We start from the raw sequence: 17,227 nt of genomic DNA, 5'->3' as shown, positions 1-17,227 counted from the left end.
GTGGTGCGGACACGCGCTTGGGGGAAGCCGATCGCGGTGTGCAGGCTTCGCCTAGGGCGCCAACCGAAAAGCTGAAGACGTGTTGGGTGTCTACGACCGGTCATCCGACTACGGGCCAACTCTACCGTGACCGGCGCTGCAGGCCGAGATGTTGGAGCCGAACACGAAAAAAGTGCAGATCCGAGAAACGGATCTGCACTTTTTCCATCACCACATCAGTTGTTGGAAACACCTGGCATGAAACCGACCTTGCGGCGCGATTCGCTGCCGATTTCCACGTAAGCAATCCCTGTAGAGGGAATTATGGTGGTGTGCTCCTTGGTGTCCGTGAGGGTCAGCACGGAACCGTCCGCCAGAGCGGCACTGACCAGTTCTTGGGCTTCCTGGGCGCTCAACGGGGAGTCCACAACAACTTCACGTCCCACGTTCTGGATGCCGATCTTGATCTCCACGGTGCCTCCTGCGGCTCTGGTGATGGGGTTCAGTTCCCCCATCCTAGGAAGGTGTCATTGCCAGTCTTCGTCGATGATGCTGATTCCGCCCCAGGCTAAACGGAACACCTGGCGTTGGGCCTGCTCACGGTCGCCCACGGACGGGTTGTGTGCCCAGTAGTAGGCACCGGCTTCCGCCATGGCCGTCAGAGAGCGGGCCAGCATGACGGCGTGGGCCTGACTGATTCCGGCATTGGGTCCCAGCACGGAACCGATGGCTTCTGCCACGCCCATGTGGAAGTTCTCAAAGCGTTCGCGGATCTCCGTGTCGGCCAACTGGTCCGTGTGGAAGATCAAGCGGTAGGCCTGCGGGGAGTCCGCCACAAAGTCGAAGTAGACGTTGAGCATGGACTCAACACGCGTGCGGTTGACGGTGCTGGACTGCAGGGCGGTCAGCAGGCGGGCTGCCAGCTGATCCAAGTTGTCATCCACCAGCGCCAGGTACAGCTCCCGTTTGCCCGGGAAGTGCTGGTACAGAACGGGTTTGGAGACGCCTGCAGACTCTGCGATGTCATCCATGGAGGCTTTGTGGTAGCCGTGGCGGGAAAAGATCTCCAGGGCAACGCCCAGTAGTTGCTCCCTGCGTTGCTCGCGGGGCAGGCGGGTTGATCTCAGGGGCCGGGCGGACCGTGATGTTGGCATGGGAACTCCTGCCGCTTCAGCCGGCGGCGCGCGGTGCGGAGGGCAGGCGCGGCTCGGAGGTGGTGTGTTGGCCGCTCACGGCAGCATTCGCGCCGGATTCTTGGGCGGGCGCCTGGGCCGCTGGAACTTCTATGCCGAACAGGGCCTCCAGGCCCATCAGGTAGTCCTCGGCACGGCCCTCGGCAGCCATTTCCCGTGCGCGCACGGTGGGTTGGTGCAAAAGGGACTTGACCATGCGGCGCATGGCGAACTCGATTTCCTCATGGGCCCCGGTGCATCCGTGCTGCTGGCGGATCTTATCCAGCTCCTGCTCCAGGACACCCATGGTGTGTTTGCGCAAGGCCACGATGGCAGAGCTCATGTCCCTGCCCGTGCGCTGGTTCTTGAACCGGTCAGCGGCCTGGTCCACGATGCGCTGGGCAGCCGTCACGGACTCCCCGGTTTCCTCCGGTGCAGCCAACTTCACGGATTCCAGCGTGATCAGCTCCACGTGGGGAAGGTCTGCCACGGAAGGATCGAAGTCCCGGGACAGAGCCAGGTCCACCACGGTCAGGGCATTGGTCGGCATGTCCTGGGCCGGCATGGGTTCTGCTCCACCGGAACATCCGATCACGACGTCGCACCGGTTCAGGGCGTCTTCCAGGTCATCGGATGCCACGGGGGTGCCACCGCGGTTGGCGGTGAACTGTTCCGCGCGCCCGGAGGCCGAATAGACCTCAATGTCCGCACAGCCCCGGTCACGCAGCGCGGCCATGGTGGCGCCCGCATAGGCTCCGGTTCCGAACACCAGGGCGCGTCGGCCCGGCCACTGTCCGTCGGTGACGTCGTCGGCAAGATCCAGGGCCACGGACACGATGGAGCGGCCCCGTTCACCCAAACTGGTGTGGGTTCCCACCTCGCGGGCAGTGTGGGCGGCGGCCTCGAACAGCCTGACCAGCTCACCGCTGGCGGTGCCGTCACGCTGGGCCTCGGTCAGGGCTCGCCGCACCTGGCCGGTGATCTCACGTTCACCCACCACTGCCGATTCCAGGCCGGAGACCACGGTGAACAGGTGACGTGCGGCGTCGTCCTCGGTCAGCAGTTGCACTCCATGGGCCACGTCCTGGGGATCGAATCCGGCCCGTTCGGCCAGCAGACCCACCAGCTCGGCGCGCGTTTCTCTCAGGGCCGCAGCATCCTGGGTGGGGGTGTTGATCTCCCCGTAGAGCTCCAGCCGGTTGCAGGTGGACAGGGCCACGGCGCCGTTGAGCACGCCGGTTCCCACCAGGTCAGAGGGCAGACCTCTTGCACCGTCTGCCAGGCGGGCAACGGTTGTCAGGTCAACATCGCGGTGTGAGGCCACCAGTGAAAAGAGCACCACAGTGCAAGCATCGTAACGCGCAGACCGCTGTCTGTGCCTCAGCAGTGTGGCGCACCACGTGGCCGCGCACGCGCCGGCGTAGTGCCGGTGCTGCGGTGGTGCAGGCCGCACGAGTGATACGCCTGCCCAATGACGAGGCGTCACCAAAGTCCCGGACGGTGCTTGGCACAATGGCAGTGATGACTACTGCACCCTCAACTTCCGGTCACAGTGACGTGACCGATGACTCCGCTCCCGCAGGTTTCCGCCGCGGATTCCACAATCTTCCCCAGCAGCATCCTCTGCGCGCCGGAGGCACCGTTGACGCGCCGTTGCTGCAGGCCTTGACTGCTCGGAAGCCGTCGCGGCGGCCCGTGTGGTTCATGCGCCAGGCGGGGCGCTCGCTGCCGGAGTACCGTGCAGCCCGGGAAGGCAACGCCATGCTGGATGCCTGCCTGACACCCGATCTGGCTGCGGAGATCACCCTTCAACCGGTGCGCCGCCACAACGTGGATGCCGGGATCTTCTTCTCGGACATCGTGGTGCCCCTGCGGTTGGCCGGGGTGGGCGTGGAGATCGTGCCCGGCAAGGGTCCTGTCCTTGACACTCCGGTCCGAACGGCTGCAGATGTTGCCGCTCTGCCGGAGATCGACGACGCCGCTCTGGAACCCATCCGTGAAGCCGTGGCCTTGACCGTTGCTGAACTGGGCAGCACCCCGCTGATCGGTTTTGCCGGTGCCCCGTTCACAGTGGCCGCATACATGGTGGAGGGCGGCCCGTCCCGTGACCACCTGCTGCCGCGCACCATGATGCACGCGGATCCGGACACCTGGGAGGCCCTGGCCGACTGGGCCGCGCGAGCCTCCGGTGCGTTCTTGCGGGCACAGGTGATGGCCGGTGCCTCCGCCGTGCAGCTCTTTGACTCCTGGGCGGGGTCCCTGTCCGTGTCCGACTACCTGGACCACGTGGTGGGTCATTCCGCCACCGCGCTGTCAGCTGTTGCGGACACTCCCGTGCCGCGTATCCACTTCGGCACCGGAACCGGTGAACTGCTGGGGGCCATGCGTGATGCTGGTGCCGAGGCCGTGGGTGTGGATCACCGCATCCCGTTGCAGGAAGCCAATCGGCGCCTGGGTGGGCGCACCGTGGTGCAGGGCAACATTGATCCGGCACTGCTGCCTGCGCCGCGTTCGGTGCTGTACCGGCACGTGGACGAGGTGCTGCGCGGTGGCGCCCTGGCCCCGGGCCACGTGGTGAACCTGGGGCACGGAGTTCCGCCGCACACGGACCCCGATGTGCTCACTGACCTGGTGGAGTACATCCACCAGAACCCCGCGGGGACAACCGGTTGAGCATGGTTGCGGCTGCCTGAACCACGTGCAGTCCTCAGCACCTGAATCCCATGACCGTCAGGCCTACATCTGAACCGTCCGGCCTACATCTGAAAGGAGCCCAGCGGTGACCACCAGCTCGGATCGGAGTGCGTCCGTGTTCCTCCCGCGCAAGCCTCGCAGCGCGTTGGTGGTGGGTGGTGGCATTGCCGGACTGGTGGCGGCACGGGATCTGGCCAAGGCCGGTCTGCGGGTCAGCTTGGTGGAGTCCCGCCCGCAGTTCGGCGGTGCTGTGGGTTCGCACATGGTGGCTGAATCGGTGTTCGATTCCGGTGCCGAGTCCTTTGCCACCCGCACTCCGGACGTTGCGGCTCTGATTGATGAACTCGGTTTGACGGATCGTGTGTGCACCCCGAATCAAGCTGGATCCTGGGTATACCTTCCCGACGGCGCCCGGCCCGGTGAGCGCTCCGGTGTGCTGGGCATTCCGGGAGACCTGAGCAGTGACGCACTGCGTCAGACCCTGGGCCGCCTGGGCTGGTGGCGGGCCAAACAAGATCTGAAGCGTCCCGCTCGGATCGGGTCCCAGGCCACCACCGTGGGTGAGCTGGTGCGCGCCAGGATGGGCTCCGCCGTCGTGGACAAATTGGTGGCCCCCTTCACCCTGGGTGTCCATTCCCTGCACCCGGATGATCTGGATGTGGACGCGGTGGCCCCGGGACTCAAGCAAGCCTTGCGGGAGAAGGGCTCACTGGTGGCTGCTGCCGCCTCCCTGCGCGCGGCAACCCCGGCAGGGCAGAACGTTGCCAGCCTGCGCGGTGGCATGAACGTTCTGGCTGAAGCACTGGTCCGCGACCTGACCCGGCGTGGAGTCAAGCTGGTGGCCGGATACGACGTCCTGGCACTGGACCGGGACCCGCGCCGGGATGGCTGGATGGTGGTGCAGCGTCAACCCGAGGCCGGTGACAAGACCGCGATTGCCCGCGGTGAGCTGCTGGTCATGGCAGCTGATGGCACCAGCGCCATTCGTCTGCTCTCCGGCGCCGACCCCGAGTTCTCCCACCTGCAACCTGACCCCAGCCCCCGGGTTGCCCTGGCAACCCTGGTGGTTGACTGCCCTGCGTTGGATTCCGCTCCGCGTGGCACCGGGATCCTGGTCTCACCGGCCGTGACGGATGTCCGGGCCAAGGCCATGACCCATGCCAGCGCCAAGTGGGAATGGGTCCGTGATGCGCTGCCAGAAGGGCGCCACGTGGTCCGGTTGTCCTACGGACGCGGTGGTGGAACCGATGCCCAACCGGCGCCGGAACTGGAGCTTTCCGATGACCAGCTGGTCAGACTGGCTCTACGGGATGCCTCCCGGTTGTTGGGCGTACCGATCGAGCCCCAAGACCTGGTGGATGCGGACGTAGTCCGGTGGGAACAGGCCCTCAGCCGCCCGTCGGCCGGACACCCGGAACGTGTGATCAAGGTCCGGGAGGGAGTTTCGCGCCTGCCCAACGCCATTGCCGTGGGGGCGTGGTTGGCTGGGACGGGCCTGGCCGCCGTCGTTGCTGACACCAGGGCGCAGGTTGCAGCGCTACTGGCCAGCAGGGGAGTGCACCCGGCTCCGGACTGAGGCGGTAAGCAGCAAGCAGCCCGAGCAAAAACTGAACACACCATCACCGAGCCGCCTGCGGGTATGCAGCCCGCACCGTCGGCTCACCATCGCAGATGACGAGGAAGTGGAAAACCGTGAGCGAGCACGCACACAGCAGCCAGGCAGCCGAGGAAACTGGTCAGAACCAGGGGCAGGAAACCCTGTACTGGGCGGTGTGGTCCGTCTACGCCCGTGACACCAACCGTGTGGCGCTGGAGGCCTCCCAGGAAGCGGCTGCCGTGCAGGAATATGACTCCCTGGTGGCCGAACTCCAGGCCCAGGGTGTGACCGTGCGCGGCACCTACGACGTCTCCGGGCAGCGCAATGATGCTGACGTGATGGTGTGGCTGCACGGTGAGGACCCCCAGGCGCTGCAAGCGGCACTGCGCAAGATCCGCCGCACCGCCATGATGAGTGGAACCCACCAGGTGTGGTCCTCCATGGGTGTGCACCGTGATGCGGAGTTCACCAACAACCACCTGCCGTCCTACGCTCGAGGCACCGAACCGGGGGCCTGGCTGTGCGTCTACCCGTTCGTGCGTTCCTACGACTGGTACTACATGGATGCCGAACGCCGGTCCCATATCCTGCGCAGCCACGGCATGAAGGGCCGCGATTACCCGCAGGTCCAGCCCAACACCATCGCCTGCTTTGGCCTCAACGACTACGAGTGGCTTCTGGGACTGGAAGCCCCCGAACTGGTGGATCTGGTGGACATCATGCGCCACTTCCGAAACACGGAGGCCCGCCTGTACGTGCGTGAGGAGATCCCGTTCTACACGGGCCGTCGCGTGAACACCACCGAACTTCTGGAGGTCCTTCAGTGAGCCACAACGAATCCACGGGCAACGATGCCAAGCCGGAGGAAACTCTGGCACCCTCCGCCGTGGTGGTTCCCACGGGTGCCGAACTGGAGCGGATTGCAGCGGACGGTGGAGCCGGTGCCGCTGCGGGACGTGATCACGAGTCCTCGGCAGCCCTGAGCCAGGCGCGTGCCGATGCACCCGCCGACTGGGATGCCGTGGTGCTCTCCAGCTTTGGTGGTCCAGAGGGCCAGGATGACGTGATCCCGTTCCTGCGCAACGTCACCCGCGGACGCGGCATCCCGGACGAGCGTCTGGAGGAAGTGGCCACCCACTACCGTGCCAATGGTGGGGTCTCTCCGATCAACGCCCAGAACCGTGCGCTGCGGGAAGCCCTGGAAACGGAAATGCGTGCCCGCGGGATCCAGACGCCCATTCTGTGGGCCAACCGAAACTGGGACCCCTACGTGGCCGATGTTCTGCGTCAGCTGCACCAGGACGGCAAGGACCGTGTGCTGGTGTTGGCCACCTCCGCGTTCTCCGGGTACTCCTCCTGCCGCCAGTACCGCGAGGACTACGGGGTGGCCCTGGAGGAGACCGGGCTGGTGGATCAGATGACCGTGCGCAAAATCCGCCAGTACTACGACTCCCAGGGCTTCCTGATTCCCTTTGTGGAGGGACTTCAGACTGCATTGACTCAGATCATCGAACAGGAGGCGTTCCAGGACGGCCCGGTGCGCATCCTGTTTGCTGCCCACTCGGTGCCGGACGTGGACGGTCTGGCCTCCGGACCGGAGCAGATGCGGGATCAGTTTGTGGGCGGCTCCGCCTACGTCCACCAGTTGCTGGCCGCTTCCCGGGAGATCATGAACCGGATTGGTGGGGCCACCGGTGAAACCCCGGAATGGGAATTGGTTTTCCAGTCCCGCTCCGGTTCGCCCAAGGTTCCGTGGCTGGAGCCGGACGTCAACGACGCCATTGAGAAGGCTGCTGAAGACGGCGCCACGGGGGTGATTGTGGTGCCCATCGGTTTTGTCTCCGATCACATGGAAGTCATCTGGGACCTGGACACCGAGGCCGCCGAAACTGCCGGCGAGCAGGGCCTGGCTTTCATCCGCACGGCCACCCCGGGGACTCACCCCGCGTTCGTGTCTGCTCTGGTGGATCTGCTGGAACAGCGGATGGTGGGCCGTGACGCCCCGCCGCGCGTTTCGGCGTGTGCGGAGGGCACCTGGTTTGACACCTGTGCCGCTGAATGCTGCGTCAAGGTGCTGCGTGGGGCCACTGAACCGCGCCCCACGATTTCGCAGCGCACCCCGGCAGAACCCTTGCCGGTGGGCCTTGACGACGTCGCCGCAGTGGTTCAGGCGTGATGCCGGAAGATCCTGCCGTGACGGGGCCTGCAACTCTGCGGATCGGAACCCGTGGCTCCGCCCTTGCCACCACACCGACCGGGCACGCCGCGGATGCCCTGGTGGCAGCCGGTGGGCCCGCCTATGAGTTGGAGATCATCCGCACGGAAGGTGATGTTGCCACCGGCTCCTTGGCAGCTTTGGGTGGTACCGGGGTTTTTGCAGCTGCTCTGCGGCACGCCCTGGTGGATGGCCGGGTGGATCTGGCCGTGCACTCCCTCAAGGATTTGCCCACAGCACCCCATCCGGGACTGGCCATCGGGGCCGTCCCAGTGCGTGAGGACCCCCGGGACGCGCTGTGCGCTCGGGACGGTCTGAGGCTGGAAGACCTCCCGGAGGGTGCCACCGTCGGCACAGGCTCACCCAGGCGGGTCGCCCAACTGTTGGCTGCCCGCCCGGACGTGACCGTGGTGGACATTCGCGGCAACGTGCCCACCCGTCTGGCCAGGGTCGCGGGCCTGGATTCCTCCGGCCCCGGTGACTTGGACGCGGTGGTGTTGGCCAGCTCCGGCCTGCGGCGTCTGGGTCTTGAGGGCCACATCAGCCAGCACCTGGATCCCTCCGTCATGCTGCCGGCTCCGGGGCAAGGCGCTCTGGCCCTGGAGGTGCGGGCGGAGGTGCTGCATGCCGATGCCGAGTTGGCAGCCCAGGCCTTGGGCGCCTACGGAGACGTCCCGGAGCACGTCCGAACACCCCAACGCCCAGGGCAGGCGGAGCTGGATGCAGCACTGGTTGCGGCCCTGAGTCGCGTCAATCACGTGGAATCCCGTTGGGCCGTCAGCGCCGAACGTGCCTTGCTGGCGCGGCTGGAAGCCGGCTGTGCGGCGCCGGTGGGCACCTTGGCCACCGTGGAGGACGGTCTGCTGGTGTTGCAGGTTGCGGTGGCCTCACCGGACGGAACACGTCTGATGCGCCGTACCGAGGCCTCGGATGAGCTCTCCGTGGATGCAGCCCGGGAACTGGGACGCCGAGTGGGTGACGGGCTGCTGGCTGACGGCGCTGCCGAACTGGCTGGACTGCGCTGACGTGCCCCGCGGTGACACGGTGCTCAGTGGGTTACGTGTTCTGGTGACTCGCACACCGGAGCGTGCCGGTGACCTGGTGGCCGGTCTGCGTGACCGTGGGGCAGAGCCGGTGCTGGCACCCATGCACCAGGCTGCAGCGGTGGCCGGACAGGAAGCCCGTGACCTCAGCCAGCTGGTGCGGACGGTGGCCGACGCCGATGCACGGGAATGGTTGGTGTTCACCTCCGTCAACACCGTGCGTGCCCTGCAGGCGGTTGTTGAAGGTGCCGATGGCGGCAGTCCCGACTCCTCCCGCCATGACCAGGCTCTTGACCTGGGGGAGCACCTGGCGCAAGCCGTTGCCGGAGGTCTTCAGATTGCCGCCGTGGGTGCGGCTACCGCACGGGCCGCACGCAATGCCGGGTTGCCGGTGCATCTGGTCCCACCCCCCGAACAGTCTTCGGCCGCAGGGTTGGTGAACGTGTGGCCCCATGCGGCGGAGGTCAACCAGCCAACGGCCACCGGCCCGGCTGTGGTGTACTTGCCCCAATCAGCCTGGGCACGCGCCACCTTGCGTGACGGGCTTGAGGCAAAAGGCTGGAGGGTGGAGACGGCCGTAGCCTACCGCATGGTGGACTTCCCGGCGGCCAGCCCTCTCACGGAGGTGACCAGCACTGGTTCCGTGGCCGTGTGGGACCCACATCGTGCCCGGGAGGAACTGGCCCGGGGGACGGTGGATGCGGTGGTGGCCACGGCGCCGTCGTTGTTGTGGGCACTGTTTGCATCCACTGACGGCAAACCCCCAGCCCCCGCGGTTACCGTGGAGCCCATGGCCTGCGCGGTGATGGGGGAGCCCACCCTGAACGCGGCCCAGGAACTGGGGCTGAAGGCCGTTGCGGCCACCGTGCCGGATACGGCCGGATTGCTGGATGCACTGGAACACGCTGTCAAGGAGAACCGAGCATGAACCCCGGTGGAGAGATCACCCACCCCCGCAACCTTCCGTACCGCCCGCGGCGGCTGCGCACCACGCCCGTCATGCGCTCGCATGTCCGGGAAACCCGGGTGCATCCCAGTCAGTTGATCCTGCCCGTGTTCGTGCGGGAAGGTGCACGGCAACCGCGGCCCATCACCTCCATGCCCGGGGTGGTGCAGCACTCCATGGAATCGCTCAAGGAGGCTGCCCAAGAGGCAGTGGAGCTCGGTCTGGGCGGTGTCATGATCTTTGGCGTGCCCACTACCTTGGACGCCACCGGCTCCGGAATCCTGGCACAGGACGGGATCCTCAACCGGGCCCTCAATGAAGTTCGCGCGGAGGTTGGCGATGACATCCTGGTCATGGCGGATCTGTGCCTGGACGAATTCACCGACCATGGCCACTGCGGCGTACTGGACGCCCAGGGGCGGGTGGACAACGACGCCACACTGGATCTCTACGCCCAGGCAGCCGTGGCGCAAGCCCAGGCCGGCGCACACGTCCTGGGCCCCTCCGGCATGATGGACGGGCAGGTGGGAGTGATCCGTCAGGCCCTGGATGAGGCCGGACACACCGATGTTTCCGTGCTGGCCTACTCCGTGAAGTACGCCTCCGCCTTTTACGGTCCGTTCCGGGAGGCCGTGGACTCCACCCTGACCGGGGACCGCAAGACCTACCAGATGGATCCCGCCAATCGCCGCGAGGCCCTGCGGGAACTGCAACTGGACCTGGCTGAAGGCGCGGACATGGTGATGGTCAAACCCGCCATGTCCTACCTGGACATGGTGCGGGAGGTGGCTGATCTCTCCCCGGTTCCGGTCTCCGCCTACCAGATCTCCGGTGAGTACTCCATGATTCAAGCTGCAGCGGCCAACGGCTGGATTGATCGCCGGGCGGCCGTTGAAGAATCGATCCTCTCCATCCGCCGAGCGGGAGCGGACACCGTGCTGACCTACTTTGCCGCCGACTTCGCTCGCTGGTGGCACCAGGACAACTGACTTCCCGCCCCGTGAACACCCTGGGCGGCTGCAACCCCGGATCCGGTTTTCACCCCGGACCACGACGACGAAAGAGGACGATCCCGTGACCGTCTCCCAAGAACTCTTTGAACGCGCTCGCCGCGTGATGCCCGGTGGGGTCAACTCACCCGTGCGCGCCTTCAACTCCGTGGGGGGAACCCCCGCCTACATCACTGCTGCCCGCGGCCCCTACCTGCAAGATGTGGACGGCCGCGAGTACGTGGACCTGCTGGGATCCTGGGGACCCGCCCTGGTGGGCCACGCCCATCCGGTGGTCTTGGAAGCCGTTCACGCCGCGGTGGAAAAAGGTTTGGGGTTTGGCACCTCCACCCGGGCCGAGACCGAACTGGCCGAACTGGTGGTGGATCGGATCGGGGCCATCGAGGAGATCCGCATGGTCTCCACCGGAACCGAGGCCACCATGACCGCCATCCGGTTGGCCCGCGGTGCCACCGGACGCGACCTGGTGATCAAGTTCGCTGGTTGTTACCACGGACACGTGGATTCCCTGCTCTCCGAGGCCGGTTCAGGAGTGGCCACACTCTCCCTGCCGGGGTCGGCGGGCGTCACGGAAGCCACCGCAGCTGAGACTCTGGTGCTGCCTTACAACGACCTCGACGCCGTGCGAGCAGCTTTTGAGGCTCATCCGGGCAAGATCGCCGCGGTGATCACGGAGGCAGTGCCCGCCAACATGGGCGTGGTTCCGCCGGATCCCGGGTTCAACGCCGGTCTGCGCCAGATCACCAGCGAACATGGTGCCCTGATGATCTTTGACGAGGTCATGACCGGATTCCGGGTTCACGCTGCCGGGTACTGGGGCCTGTCCTCGCCCCAGGAAGGGGATTGGGCGCCAGACCTGTTCACCTTTGGCAAGGTGATTGGTGGCGGCCTTCCGGCAGCAGCGGTGGCCGGCCGGCGCGAGCTCATGGAGCAGCTGGCTCCCACGGGGCCCGTCTACCAGGCGGGCACCCTCTCCGGTAACCCGGTGGCCATGGCCGCCGGTCTGGCCACGCTGCAGCTGGCCGACGATGACTGCTACCGCACGGTCAACCGACGTTCCGAACAGCTGCGGACGGCAGTCTCTGAAGCACTGCATGCCGAAGGCGTGGATCACTCCGTGCAGAACGCAGGGTCGTTGTTCTCCGTGACCTTCGGGACATCGCAGGGTGCGGTGCGCAACTACGCAGATGCCAAGGCCCAGGAGGTCTTCCGCTGGGCACCATTCTTCCACTCCATGCTGGAGCAGGGTGTGCACCTGCCACCCTCGGTTTTTGAAGCGTGGTTTGTCTCCGCAGCCCATGATGACTCCGCCATGGAGCGCATCTTCCAGGCACTGCCGCCGGCTGCACGCGCTGCAGCTCAAGCCACACCGCAGAACTGAGAACCTGAACCGAACGCAGTTGGGGCCCCACCGATTGGTGGGGCCCCAACTGTTCACAGAAGAATCAGCTGATCACTGACCAGTGATGTTCTTGGCGGCGTCCTTGACGTTCTCGCCGGCCTGCTTGGTCTTGGACGAAGCCTGGTCGCCAACGCCTTCAGCCTGAAGCTGCTCGTTGTCCGTGGCGTCTCCGACCGTTTCCTTGCCCTTGCCGGAGATCTCTTCAGCCTTGTTCTTGATCTTGTCGCCGAGTCCCATGTGTTCCTCCTGTGTGTGATCAACAGTGACCTTGCCAACAGTACCCTGATTGAGGGGTCAAGTACCTGACTGTTCGCCAGGAGTGGCAGGTGGTCACCGGCGCAGCGGCCAGTCCCCGTGGATGACCACGGTGGGGTCGTTCTTCTTCTGGCGCAGGTACTCCTGGAAACTGGCGGCCTGCTCCTGCGCCCAGCCGATCTGGCTCTGGTGCAAGACCTGGGCCGGTACGGACAATTCTGGGTTCTCGCGGGCCAACAACTGGGCCAGGTGAACAGCCGCCAGCGCATCCGCTGCGGAGGTGTGCGCGGATTCAAGTCTCACCTGGTAGGCCTCACACAACGCCACCAGAGTACGCTTGCCACGCCAACGGCGTCGGACCTGCTTGTGCAGTACGTACGGGTCGATGACCGGCTGGGCCGTGGGACAGTTCAGTCCGTGCCTGCGCGCCTCAGCTTCCAGGACGGTGAAGTCATAGGCGGCGTTGAAGGCCAGAACGGGAATGGAATGCTCAAACAAGGCGTCCATCAGTTCCACCGTCTCGGCCACCACCGCTGCTGCCGGGGCCCCGTGGGTGCGTGCGTGCTCTGTGGTGATGCCGTGAATGGCAGCAGCCCCTTCCGGGATCTCCACACCCGGGTCCGCCAGCCATTCCCATTCGTGCAACACCTGACCTGTTGGATCCACCAAGAGCACGGATGCGGTCACAATCCGGCAGGTGGTTGCTTCCCGCCCGGTGGTTTCCAAGTCGAATGTGGCCACGGGCTGCTCTGTCCACGCCACGGCGGGATCGGAGGCGATGGTGGCCCAATCGATGGGGCCAACAACATCCCGTGGGTCAACACCGGCCCTTGGGAGATCAACCTGCCCTCCGGTCTCACCCGGTGGGTCGAACAGCGTGGGCTGATGGGTCCCTTCCGACTGGCGGGTGGACGGCGCGGCAGGTTCCTGATGCGGCATGTCATTACGGTACGTCCGGACTCGGACACCGTTGTGAGCGGTACGGAGATGGGCTCCACATCCGGTCACGGGGTGGTCCAGCAGACCGGAATCCTTGTGTTGTCCGTGCCACGTGGTGAGATGGATCCATGATCGATTTCGGGCGTGATGGTGCCGGGGACCATGGATCCCGTGAACTTTCTCGGATGCTGCACAGCCCGGGGGATCACAAGCATGCACTCGGCACCGCGGACCTGGCAGTCCACACTGTGCCGGGCCTGGAGGACCTGGACCCAGGTCAGCGCCGAATCGCTGATCTGCCCGCGGGATGTGGGCCGGTCATGGTGTGGGGTGGACCCGGCACAGGACGGACCACCGCGGTGTTGTCATTGGCGATCCAGCGGTTGAGGGCTGGGATGTCCTCGGAAAACTTGTTGGTCCTCACGCCCAGCCGTGCCTCAGCTGCCCGCCTCCGGGACGCGCTGGCCACCGCTGCCGGTGCCACCATGTCCACTCCTCCGGTCCGTGCGTGGCAGGCGTATGCCTTTGACGTCCTGCGTCGCGCCCATGTCCGCGGACTGCTACCAGGGGTGGAGAACCCACCCAAGTTGCTCTCCGGCCCGGAACAAGACGTCTTGATCCGCGAACTCATGGAAGGTCACGCGCAAGGTGCTGGGGCCGCCGTCGTCTGGCCGCCCAACCTGGGGGAGGCCGTCGGCACCCGCGGTTTCCGGGGTGAGATGCGGGAGTTGTTCGATCGTCTGTCAGAACATGACATCTCACCACAGCGCCTGCGGCAGCTGGCCCGCGAGCTGCAGCGTCCCGAATGGGCCGTGGCAGCCGGATTCCGGGAGGAGTACCAGGCGGTTCGTCGATTGCGGATGCCTGAGGCCTTTGACCCCGCAGCACTGGTCACGGAGGCCGCCCGGGTCCTGGAGACCAATCCTGAGTTCTTGGCGGAAGAACAACAACGGCTCCAGCTGGTGATCGTGGATGACCTGCAGGAGGCCACTGCCTCCATTCATCGCCTCCTGCGGGTACTGTGCGCCGGGCAGGACGTGGTGACCACGGCGTGCCCGGACACGGTGGTTCAAGGATTCCGTGGTGCCAGGCCGGATGCGTTGCGTGATGCCGTCCGTGAACTCGGGCACCACGGTGAACCCATGACCCCCGTGGTGCTGGAACGCAGCCACCGCATGAACTCTGCTGTTCAAGAAGCCTGGCACCGGGTGGCACAGCGCATCCCGGCGGTGACGGCGCACAACCTGCGGGCCGCCCGCCCGGAACCTGAAGAGGATGGGTGTGCAGTACAGGCTGCAGTGTTGGCATCGAGCACCCATGAGGCGCGATGGATCGGTGCTGACATTCTGCGCCGTCACCTGCTGGGCGGGGTGGGCCTGGACCACATGGCCGTGGTGGTGCGCAACAGCGCGGCGTTGCGTGGGCTCCAGCGCCACCTGGAATCCCTGGGCATCCCGGTGACCACCTCTGCGGCGGAAACCCCGGTACGGGACGAGCCCGCCGTCAAGCCATTGTTGGCTGCCTTACGGCTGGTGGTGGCCCAGGAGCGCGCTGGGGAAACCGCTCAGGAGGACATTGGCCGGGACGTCTTGGAGGCTGCCCAAGCCGTGGAATTGCTGACCTCCCGGATCGGGGCTGCCACAGCCATGGACATCCGTAGGCTGCGCCAACGTCTGCGGTATGCAGAAATACGGGACGGTGGCGGACGCAACTCTGATCGCTTGCTGGTGGAGGCCTTGACCAAGCCGGGTGCTTTGGACGTGGCCCAGGTGCGTTCCACCCCGGCCAAGCGCGTGGCGCGAATGCTCCAGTCCGGTAAGGATGCACTGGAGAACCCCAATGCCACCGCGGAAACGGTGTTGTGGGCCCTGTGGGAAGCAGCCGGTGTGGCCTCCACCTGGCAAAAGGACGCCCTGGCCGGAGGAGAGTCCGGACGTCGTGCCGACCGCGACCTGGACGCCGTGGTGGGCTTGTTCGAGATGGCCGAGCGCTTTGTTGACCACCTGCCCGGTGCTGGTGCCGGCGAATTCTTGGACTTCCTGGAATTGCAGGAACTGCCCATGGACACCCTGGCGGCCCGGACGCCGTCGTTGGCCTCTGTGGAGATCATGACTCCAGCCACGGCAGCGGGTCGCCAGTGGCCCGTGGTCTACGTGGCGGGGGTGCAGGAGGGGCAGTGGCCCAACACCGCGTTGCGCGGAGCCCTGCTGGGAGCGGATCTTCTGGGAGATGCTGCTGAACTCGGAGTGGAGGTGGCCCGCCACACCTCGCCCGTCACGCGGTTGAACCTGGTCCGGCACGATGAACTGCGCAGTTTCTCCACGGCCGTCTCGCGTGCTGCCGAGTGCCTGGTGGTCACGGCCGTGGCTGACCAGGACAACGAACCCTCTGAATTCCTGAGCCTGATCGACCCCTGGGACCACCGATTCCACCCGGAGGCCGCCGAGCAGACGCGCCCCGTGCTGACAGCACCCAGGCCCCTCACCCTGCGTGCACTCACCGCCCAGCTGCGGGCGGTTGCGCAGAGCGGGGCGGAGGGCAACACTGCGCATGACTCTGACAGTCACCGTGTTTTTGACCAGGGTGGGGCTGAAGCGGTGCACGCTGAGGCTGCGGCGCGGATCCTGCATCACTTCATGCGTGCTGGAACTCCCGTGGCTGGTGCGGATCCGGAGGACTGGTGGGGCTTGTTGGAACTTTCAACTCAGGATCCCGTGCTGGATCCTGACCAGCCCGTGCCGGTCTCTCCGTCCAGGGTGGAGACCATCCACCGTTCGCCGTTGGACTGGTGGGTCTCTGTGGCCCGGGCGGAGGCCGCCACGGACACGGCACGGAGTCTGGGAACCCTGGTGCATGCCATTGCGGAAGCAACACCGGATGCCCCCAGCTCTGAATTGATCCAAGAACTGGAGCGCCGCTGGCCGGAGCTCGGCTTGGCGCAGAACTGGGAGTCGGAGAAACTCAAACAGACTGCCCAGACCATGCTTCGCAAGTTTGCGCAGTACGCCATTGCCGCTCGCAAGGACTTTGGCCGCGAGTTGGTGGCCGTCGAAGGATCGTTCAGCGTTCTGATCACCGGCGGCGCTCGCGACGCCTTGTTGCGTGGGCGTGTGGACCGGTTGGAGGTTGATGATCAGGGACGCTACGTGGTGGTGGACCTGAAGACCGGCAAGGGCGATGTCACGGGCGCTGCGGTGCAAGAGCATCCTCAACTGGGTGCCTACCAGGTGGCGTTGGCCGCCGGTGCAGGGCAGGCCATGGCTGAACAAGCAGCCACTGAACAGGCTGGAGCTGAGCAGGCGGGGGGTACGCGGCCCGCCGCGGGCAACCATGCCGACGCCAACGCGCAGACTTCAGTGCCGGAGGATCCACACTTGGAGATCGACGTCGCACGGCCGGGCACCGCTGTCCCCGGTGGTGCCGCCCTGGTCCAGTTGGGCACCAAGGCCGTGAAAGTGGCGGTTCGTGCCCAGGACCCCATGCCGGCGGATGAAACCTGGGCCAAGGAATTGATCTCAGCGGCCGCGCAGCTGGTGGCGGGCCACCAGTTCGTGGCACGGCACACGGCGGAGAATTCCGGATCTCACGGGCTCAGATGCAGGTTGCCGGGAGTGTGCCCGCTGTGCAGTGCAGGACGGCAGGTGACCTCATGACAGCCGCATCTGGCGCACCGTTCAAAGACCAGGATTCCGGGCAGACACAGGAGACCACCATGCCCTCTGACCACCCTTACGGCGGGGTTGATCCGCGCTTCTCTCCACAGGAGTTGGCCCAAGCACTGGGTGGCAACCAGCCCACCGCTCAACAAGCTGAGGTCATTGCAGCTCCTCTGGCTCCCAAGCTGGTGGTGGCCGGGGCAGGGTCAGGCAAGACTGCCACCATGGTGGACCGCGTGGTGTGGTTGGTGGCCAACGGCATCGTCCGCCCGGAACAGGTATTGGGCGTGACCTTTACACGCAAGGCTGCAGGTGAGTT

15 protein-coding genes are annotated in these 17,227 nt (G+C 65.9%); 10 read left to right on the top strand and 5 right to left on the bottom strand.

All coding sequences use genetic code 11. From position 1 onward, the window contains the following. Nucleotides 1–215: 215 nt before the first annotated feature. Genes L979_RS01625 through L979_RS01615 form a run of 3 tightly spaced genes read right to left on the bottom strand, consistent with a single transcriptional unit; the run spans nt 216 to nt 2,493 of the window. Nucleotides 216–452 (bottom strand): DUF3107 domain-containing protein, encoded by a 237-nt coding sequence (locus L979_RS01625; protein WP_047688454.1) that lies wholly within the window; start codon nt 450–452, stop codon nt 216–218. Nucleotides 453–506: 54 nt separating this feature from the next. After that, on the bottom strand, nt 507–1,133 hold the full coding sequence (locus L979_RS01620; RefSeq protein ID WP_047688410.1) for a TetR/AcrR family transcriptional regulator: 627 nt from the start codon (nt 1,131–1,133) through the stop codon (nt 507–509). A 16-nt stretch (nt 1,134–1,149) separates the two neighbouring features. Continuing rightward, a complete protein-coding gene (locus L979_RS01615; RefSeq protein ID WP_081993562.1) occupies nt 1,150–2,493 on the bottom strand; it encodes a glutamyl-tRNA reductase in 1,344 nt (447 codons plus the stop codon). Nucleotides 2,494–2,672: 179 nt separating this feature from the next. Between L979_RS01615 and hemE the strand changes: the two genes are divergently transcribed. The 8 genes from hemE to hemL all read left to right on the top strand — a co-directional run bounded on the left by hemE (nt 2,673) and on the right by hemL (nt 12,037). Further along, nucleotides 2,673–3,824: a uroporphyrinogen decarboxylase gene (gene hemE, locus L979_RS01610; protein WP_369792954.1), complete on the top strand. Its 1,152-nt coding sequence runs from the start codon at nt 2,673–2,675 to the stop codon at nt 3,822–3,824. 106 nt (nt 3,825–3,930) lie between these two features. Next, entirely contained in the window at nt 3,931–5,421 is a 1,491-nt protein-coding gene (gene hemG, locus L979_RS01605) for a protoporphyrinogen oxidase (protein ID WP_052209323.1), read from the top strand. 116 nt (nt 5,422–5,537) lie between these two features. Further along, nucleotides 5,538–6,269, top strand: coding sequence for a hydrogen peroxide-dependent heme synthase (hemQ, locus tag L979_RS01600; protein ID WP_047688405.1), 732 nt, complete (start codon nt 5,538–5,540; stop codon nt 6,267–6,269). 92 nt (nt 6,270–6,361) lie between these two features. Then, nucleotides 6,362–7,618 (top strand): ferrochelatase, encoded by a 1,257-nt coding sequence (locus L979_RS01595; RefSeq protein WP_052209330.1) that lies wholly within the window; start codon nt 6,362–6,364, stop codon nt 7,616–7,618. Next, nucleotides 7,618–8,682: a hydroxymethylbilane synthase gene (gene hemC / locus L979_RS01590; protein WP_197052042.1), complete on the top strand. Its 1,065-nt coding sequence runs from the start codon at nt 7,618–7,620 to the stop codon at nt 8,680–8,682. The genes L979_RS01595 and hemC overlap by 1 nt, the downstream gene beginning before the upstream one ends. After that, nucleotides 8,603–9,628 (top strand): uroporphyrinogen-III synthase, encoded by a 1,026-nt coding sequence (locus L979_RS14255; RefSeq protein WP_052209322.1) that lies wholly within the window; start codon nt 8,603–8,605, stop codon nt 9,626–9,628. Before hemC ends, L979_RS14255 begins: the two co-directional genes overlap by 80 nt. Continuing rightward, nucleotides 9,625–10,635, top strand: a complete 1,011-nt coding sequence (gene hemB, locus L979_RS01580) for a porphobilinogen synthase (RefSeq protein WP_047688402.1) — start codon at nt 9,625–9,627, stop codon at nt 10,633–10,635. Before L979_RS14255 ends, hemB begins: the two co-directional genes overlap by 4 nt. 85 nt (nt 10,636–10,720) lie before the next feature. After that, complete coding sequence (gene hemL / locus L979_RS01575) at nt 10,721–12,037, top strand: glutamate-1-semialdehyde 2,1-aminomutase (protein ID WP_047688399.1); 1,317 nt, start codon at nt 10,721–10,723, stop codon at nt 12,035–12,037. Nucleotides 12,038–12,109: 72 nt separating this feature from the next. On the opposite strand, the gene L979_RS01570 is transcribed toward hemL, so the two are convergent. Then, nucleotides 12,110–12,295, bottom strand: coding sequence for a CsbD family protein (locus L979_RS01570; protein WP_047688397.1), 186 nt, complete (start codon nt 12,293–12,295; stop codon nt 12,110–12,112). Between the two features lie 93 nt (nt 12,296–12,388). Further along, nucleotides 12,389–13,252, bottom strand: a complete 864-nt coding sequence (locus L979_RS01565; protein WP_081993555.1) for a 3'-5' exonuclease — start codon at nt 13,250–13,252, stop codon at nt 12,389–12,391. Nucleotides 13,253–13,380: 128 nt separating this feature from the next. On the opposite strand from L979_RS01565, the gene L979_RS01560 reads away from it, so the two are divergent. Both L979_RS01560 and L979_RS01555 read left to right on the top strand, forming a co-directional pair. Next, nucleotides 13,381–16,905, top strand: a complete 3,525-nt coding sequence (locus tag L979_RS01560) for an ATP-dependent DNA helicase (protein ID WP_052209321.1) — start codon at nt 13,381–13,383, stop codon at nt 16,903–16,905. A gap of 59 nt (nt 16,906–16,964) precedes the next feature. After that, the coding region (locus tag L979_RS01555; RefSeq protein WP_156125290.1) for a UvrD-helicase domain-containing protein at nt 16,965–17,227 on the top strand (263 nt) is incomplete at its 3' end.

It is taken from the genome of Kocuria sp. ZOR0020 (genome assembly GCF_000800955.1).
GTDB lineage: Bacteria > Actinomycetota > Actinomycetes > Actinomycetales > Micrococcaceae > Kocuria > Kocuria subflava.
The sequence above is the reverse complement of the archived record's forward strand: the minus strand, read 5'-3'. Positions and strand labels throughout refer to the sequence as shown.

Coding starts and splice junctions, on each gene's coding strand:
- L979_RS01620 (WP_047688410.1), bottom strand. CDS start 1,133: ATGCCAACATCACGGTCCGCCCGGCCCCTGAGATCAACCCGCCTGCCC.
- hemE (WP_369792954.1), top strand. CDS start 2,673: ATGACTACTGCACCCTCAACTTCCGGTCACAGTGACGTGACCGATGAC.
- hemC (WP_197052042.1), top strand. CDS start 7,618: ATGCCGGAAGATCCTGCCGTGACGGGGCCTGCAACTCTGCGGATCGGA.
- L979_RS14255 (WP_052209322.1), top strand. CDS start 8,603: ATGCAGCCCGGGAACTGGGACGCCGAGTGGGTGACGGGCTGCTGGCTG.
- hemB (WP_047688402.1), top strand. CDS start 9,625: ATGAACCCCGGTGGAGAGATCACCCACCCCCGCAACCTTCCGTACCGC.
- L979_RS01570 (WP_047688397.1), bottom strand. CDS start 12,295: ATGGGACTCGGCGACAAGATCAAGAACAAGGCTGAAGAGATCTCCGGC.
- L979_RS01565 (WP_081993555.1), bottom strand. CDS start 13,252: ATGCCGCATCAGGAACCTGCCGCGCCGTCCACCCGCCAGTCGGAAGGG.
- L979_RS01560 (WP_052209321.1), top strand. CDS start 13,381: ATGATCGATTTCGGGCGTGATGGTGCCGGGGACCATGGATCCCGTGAA.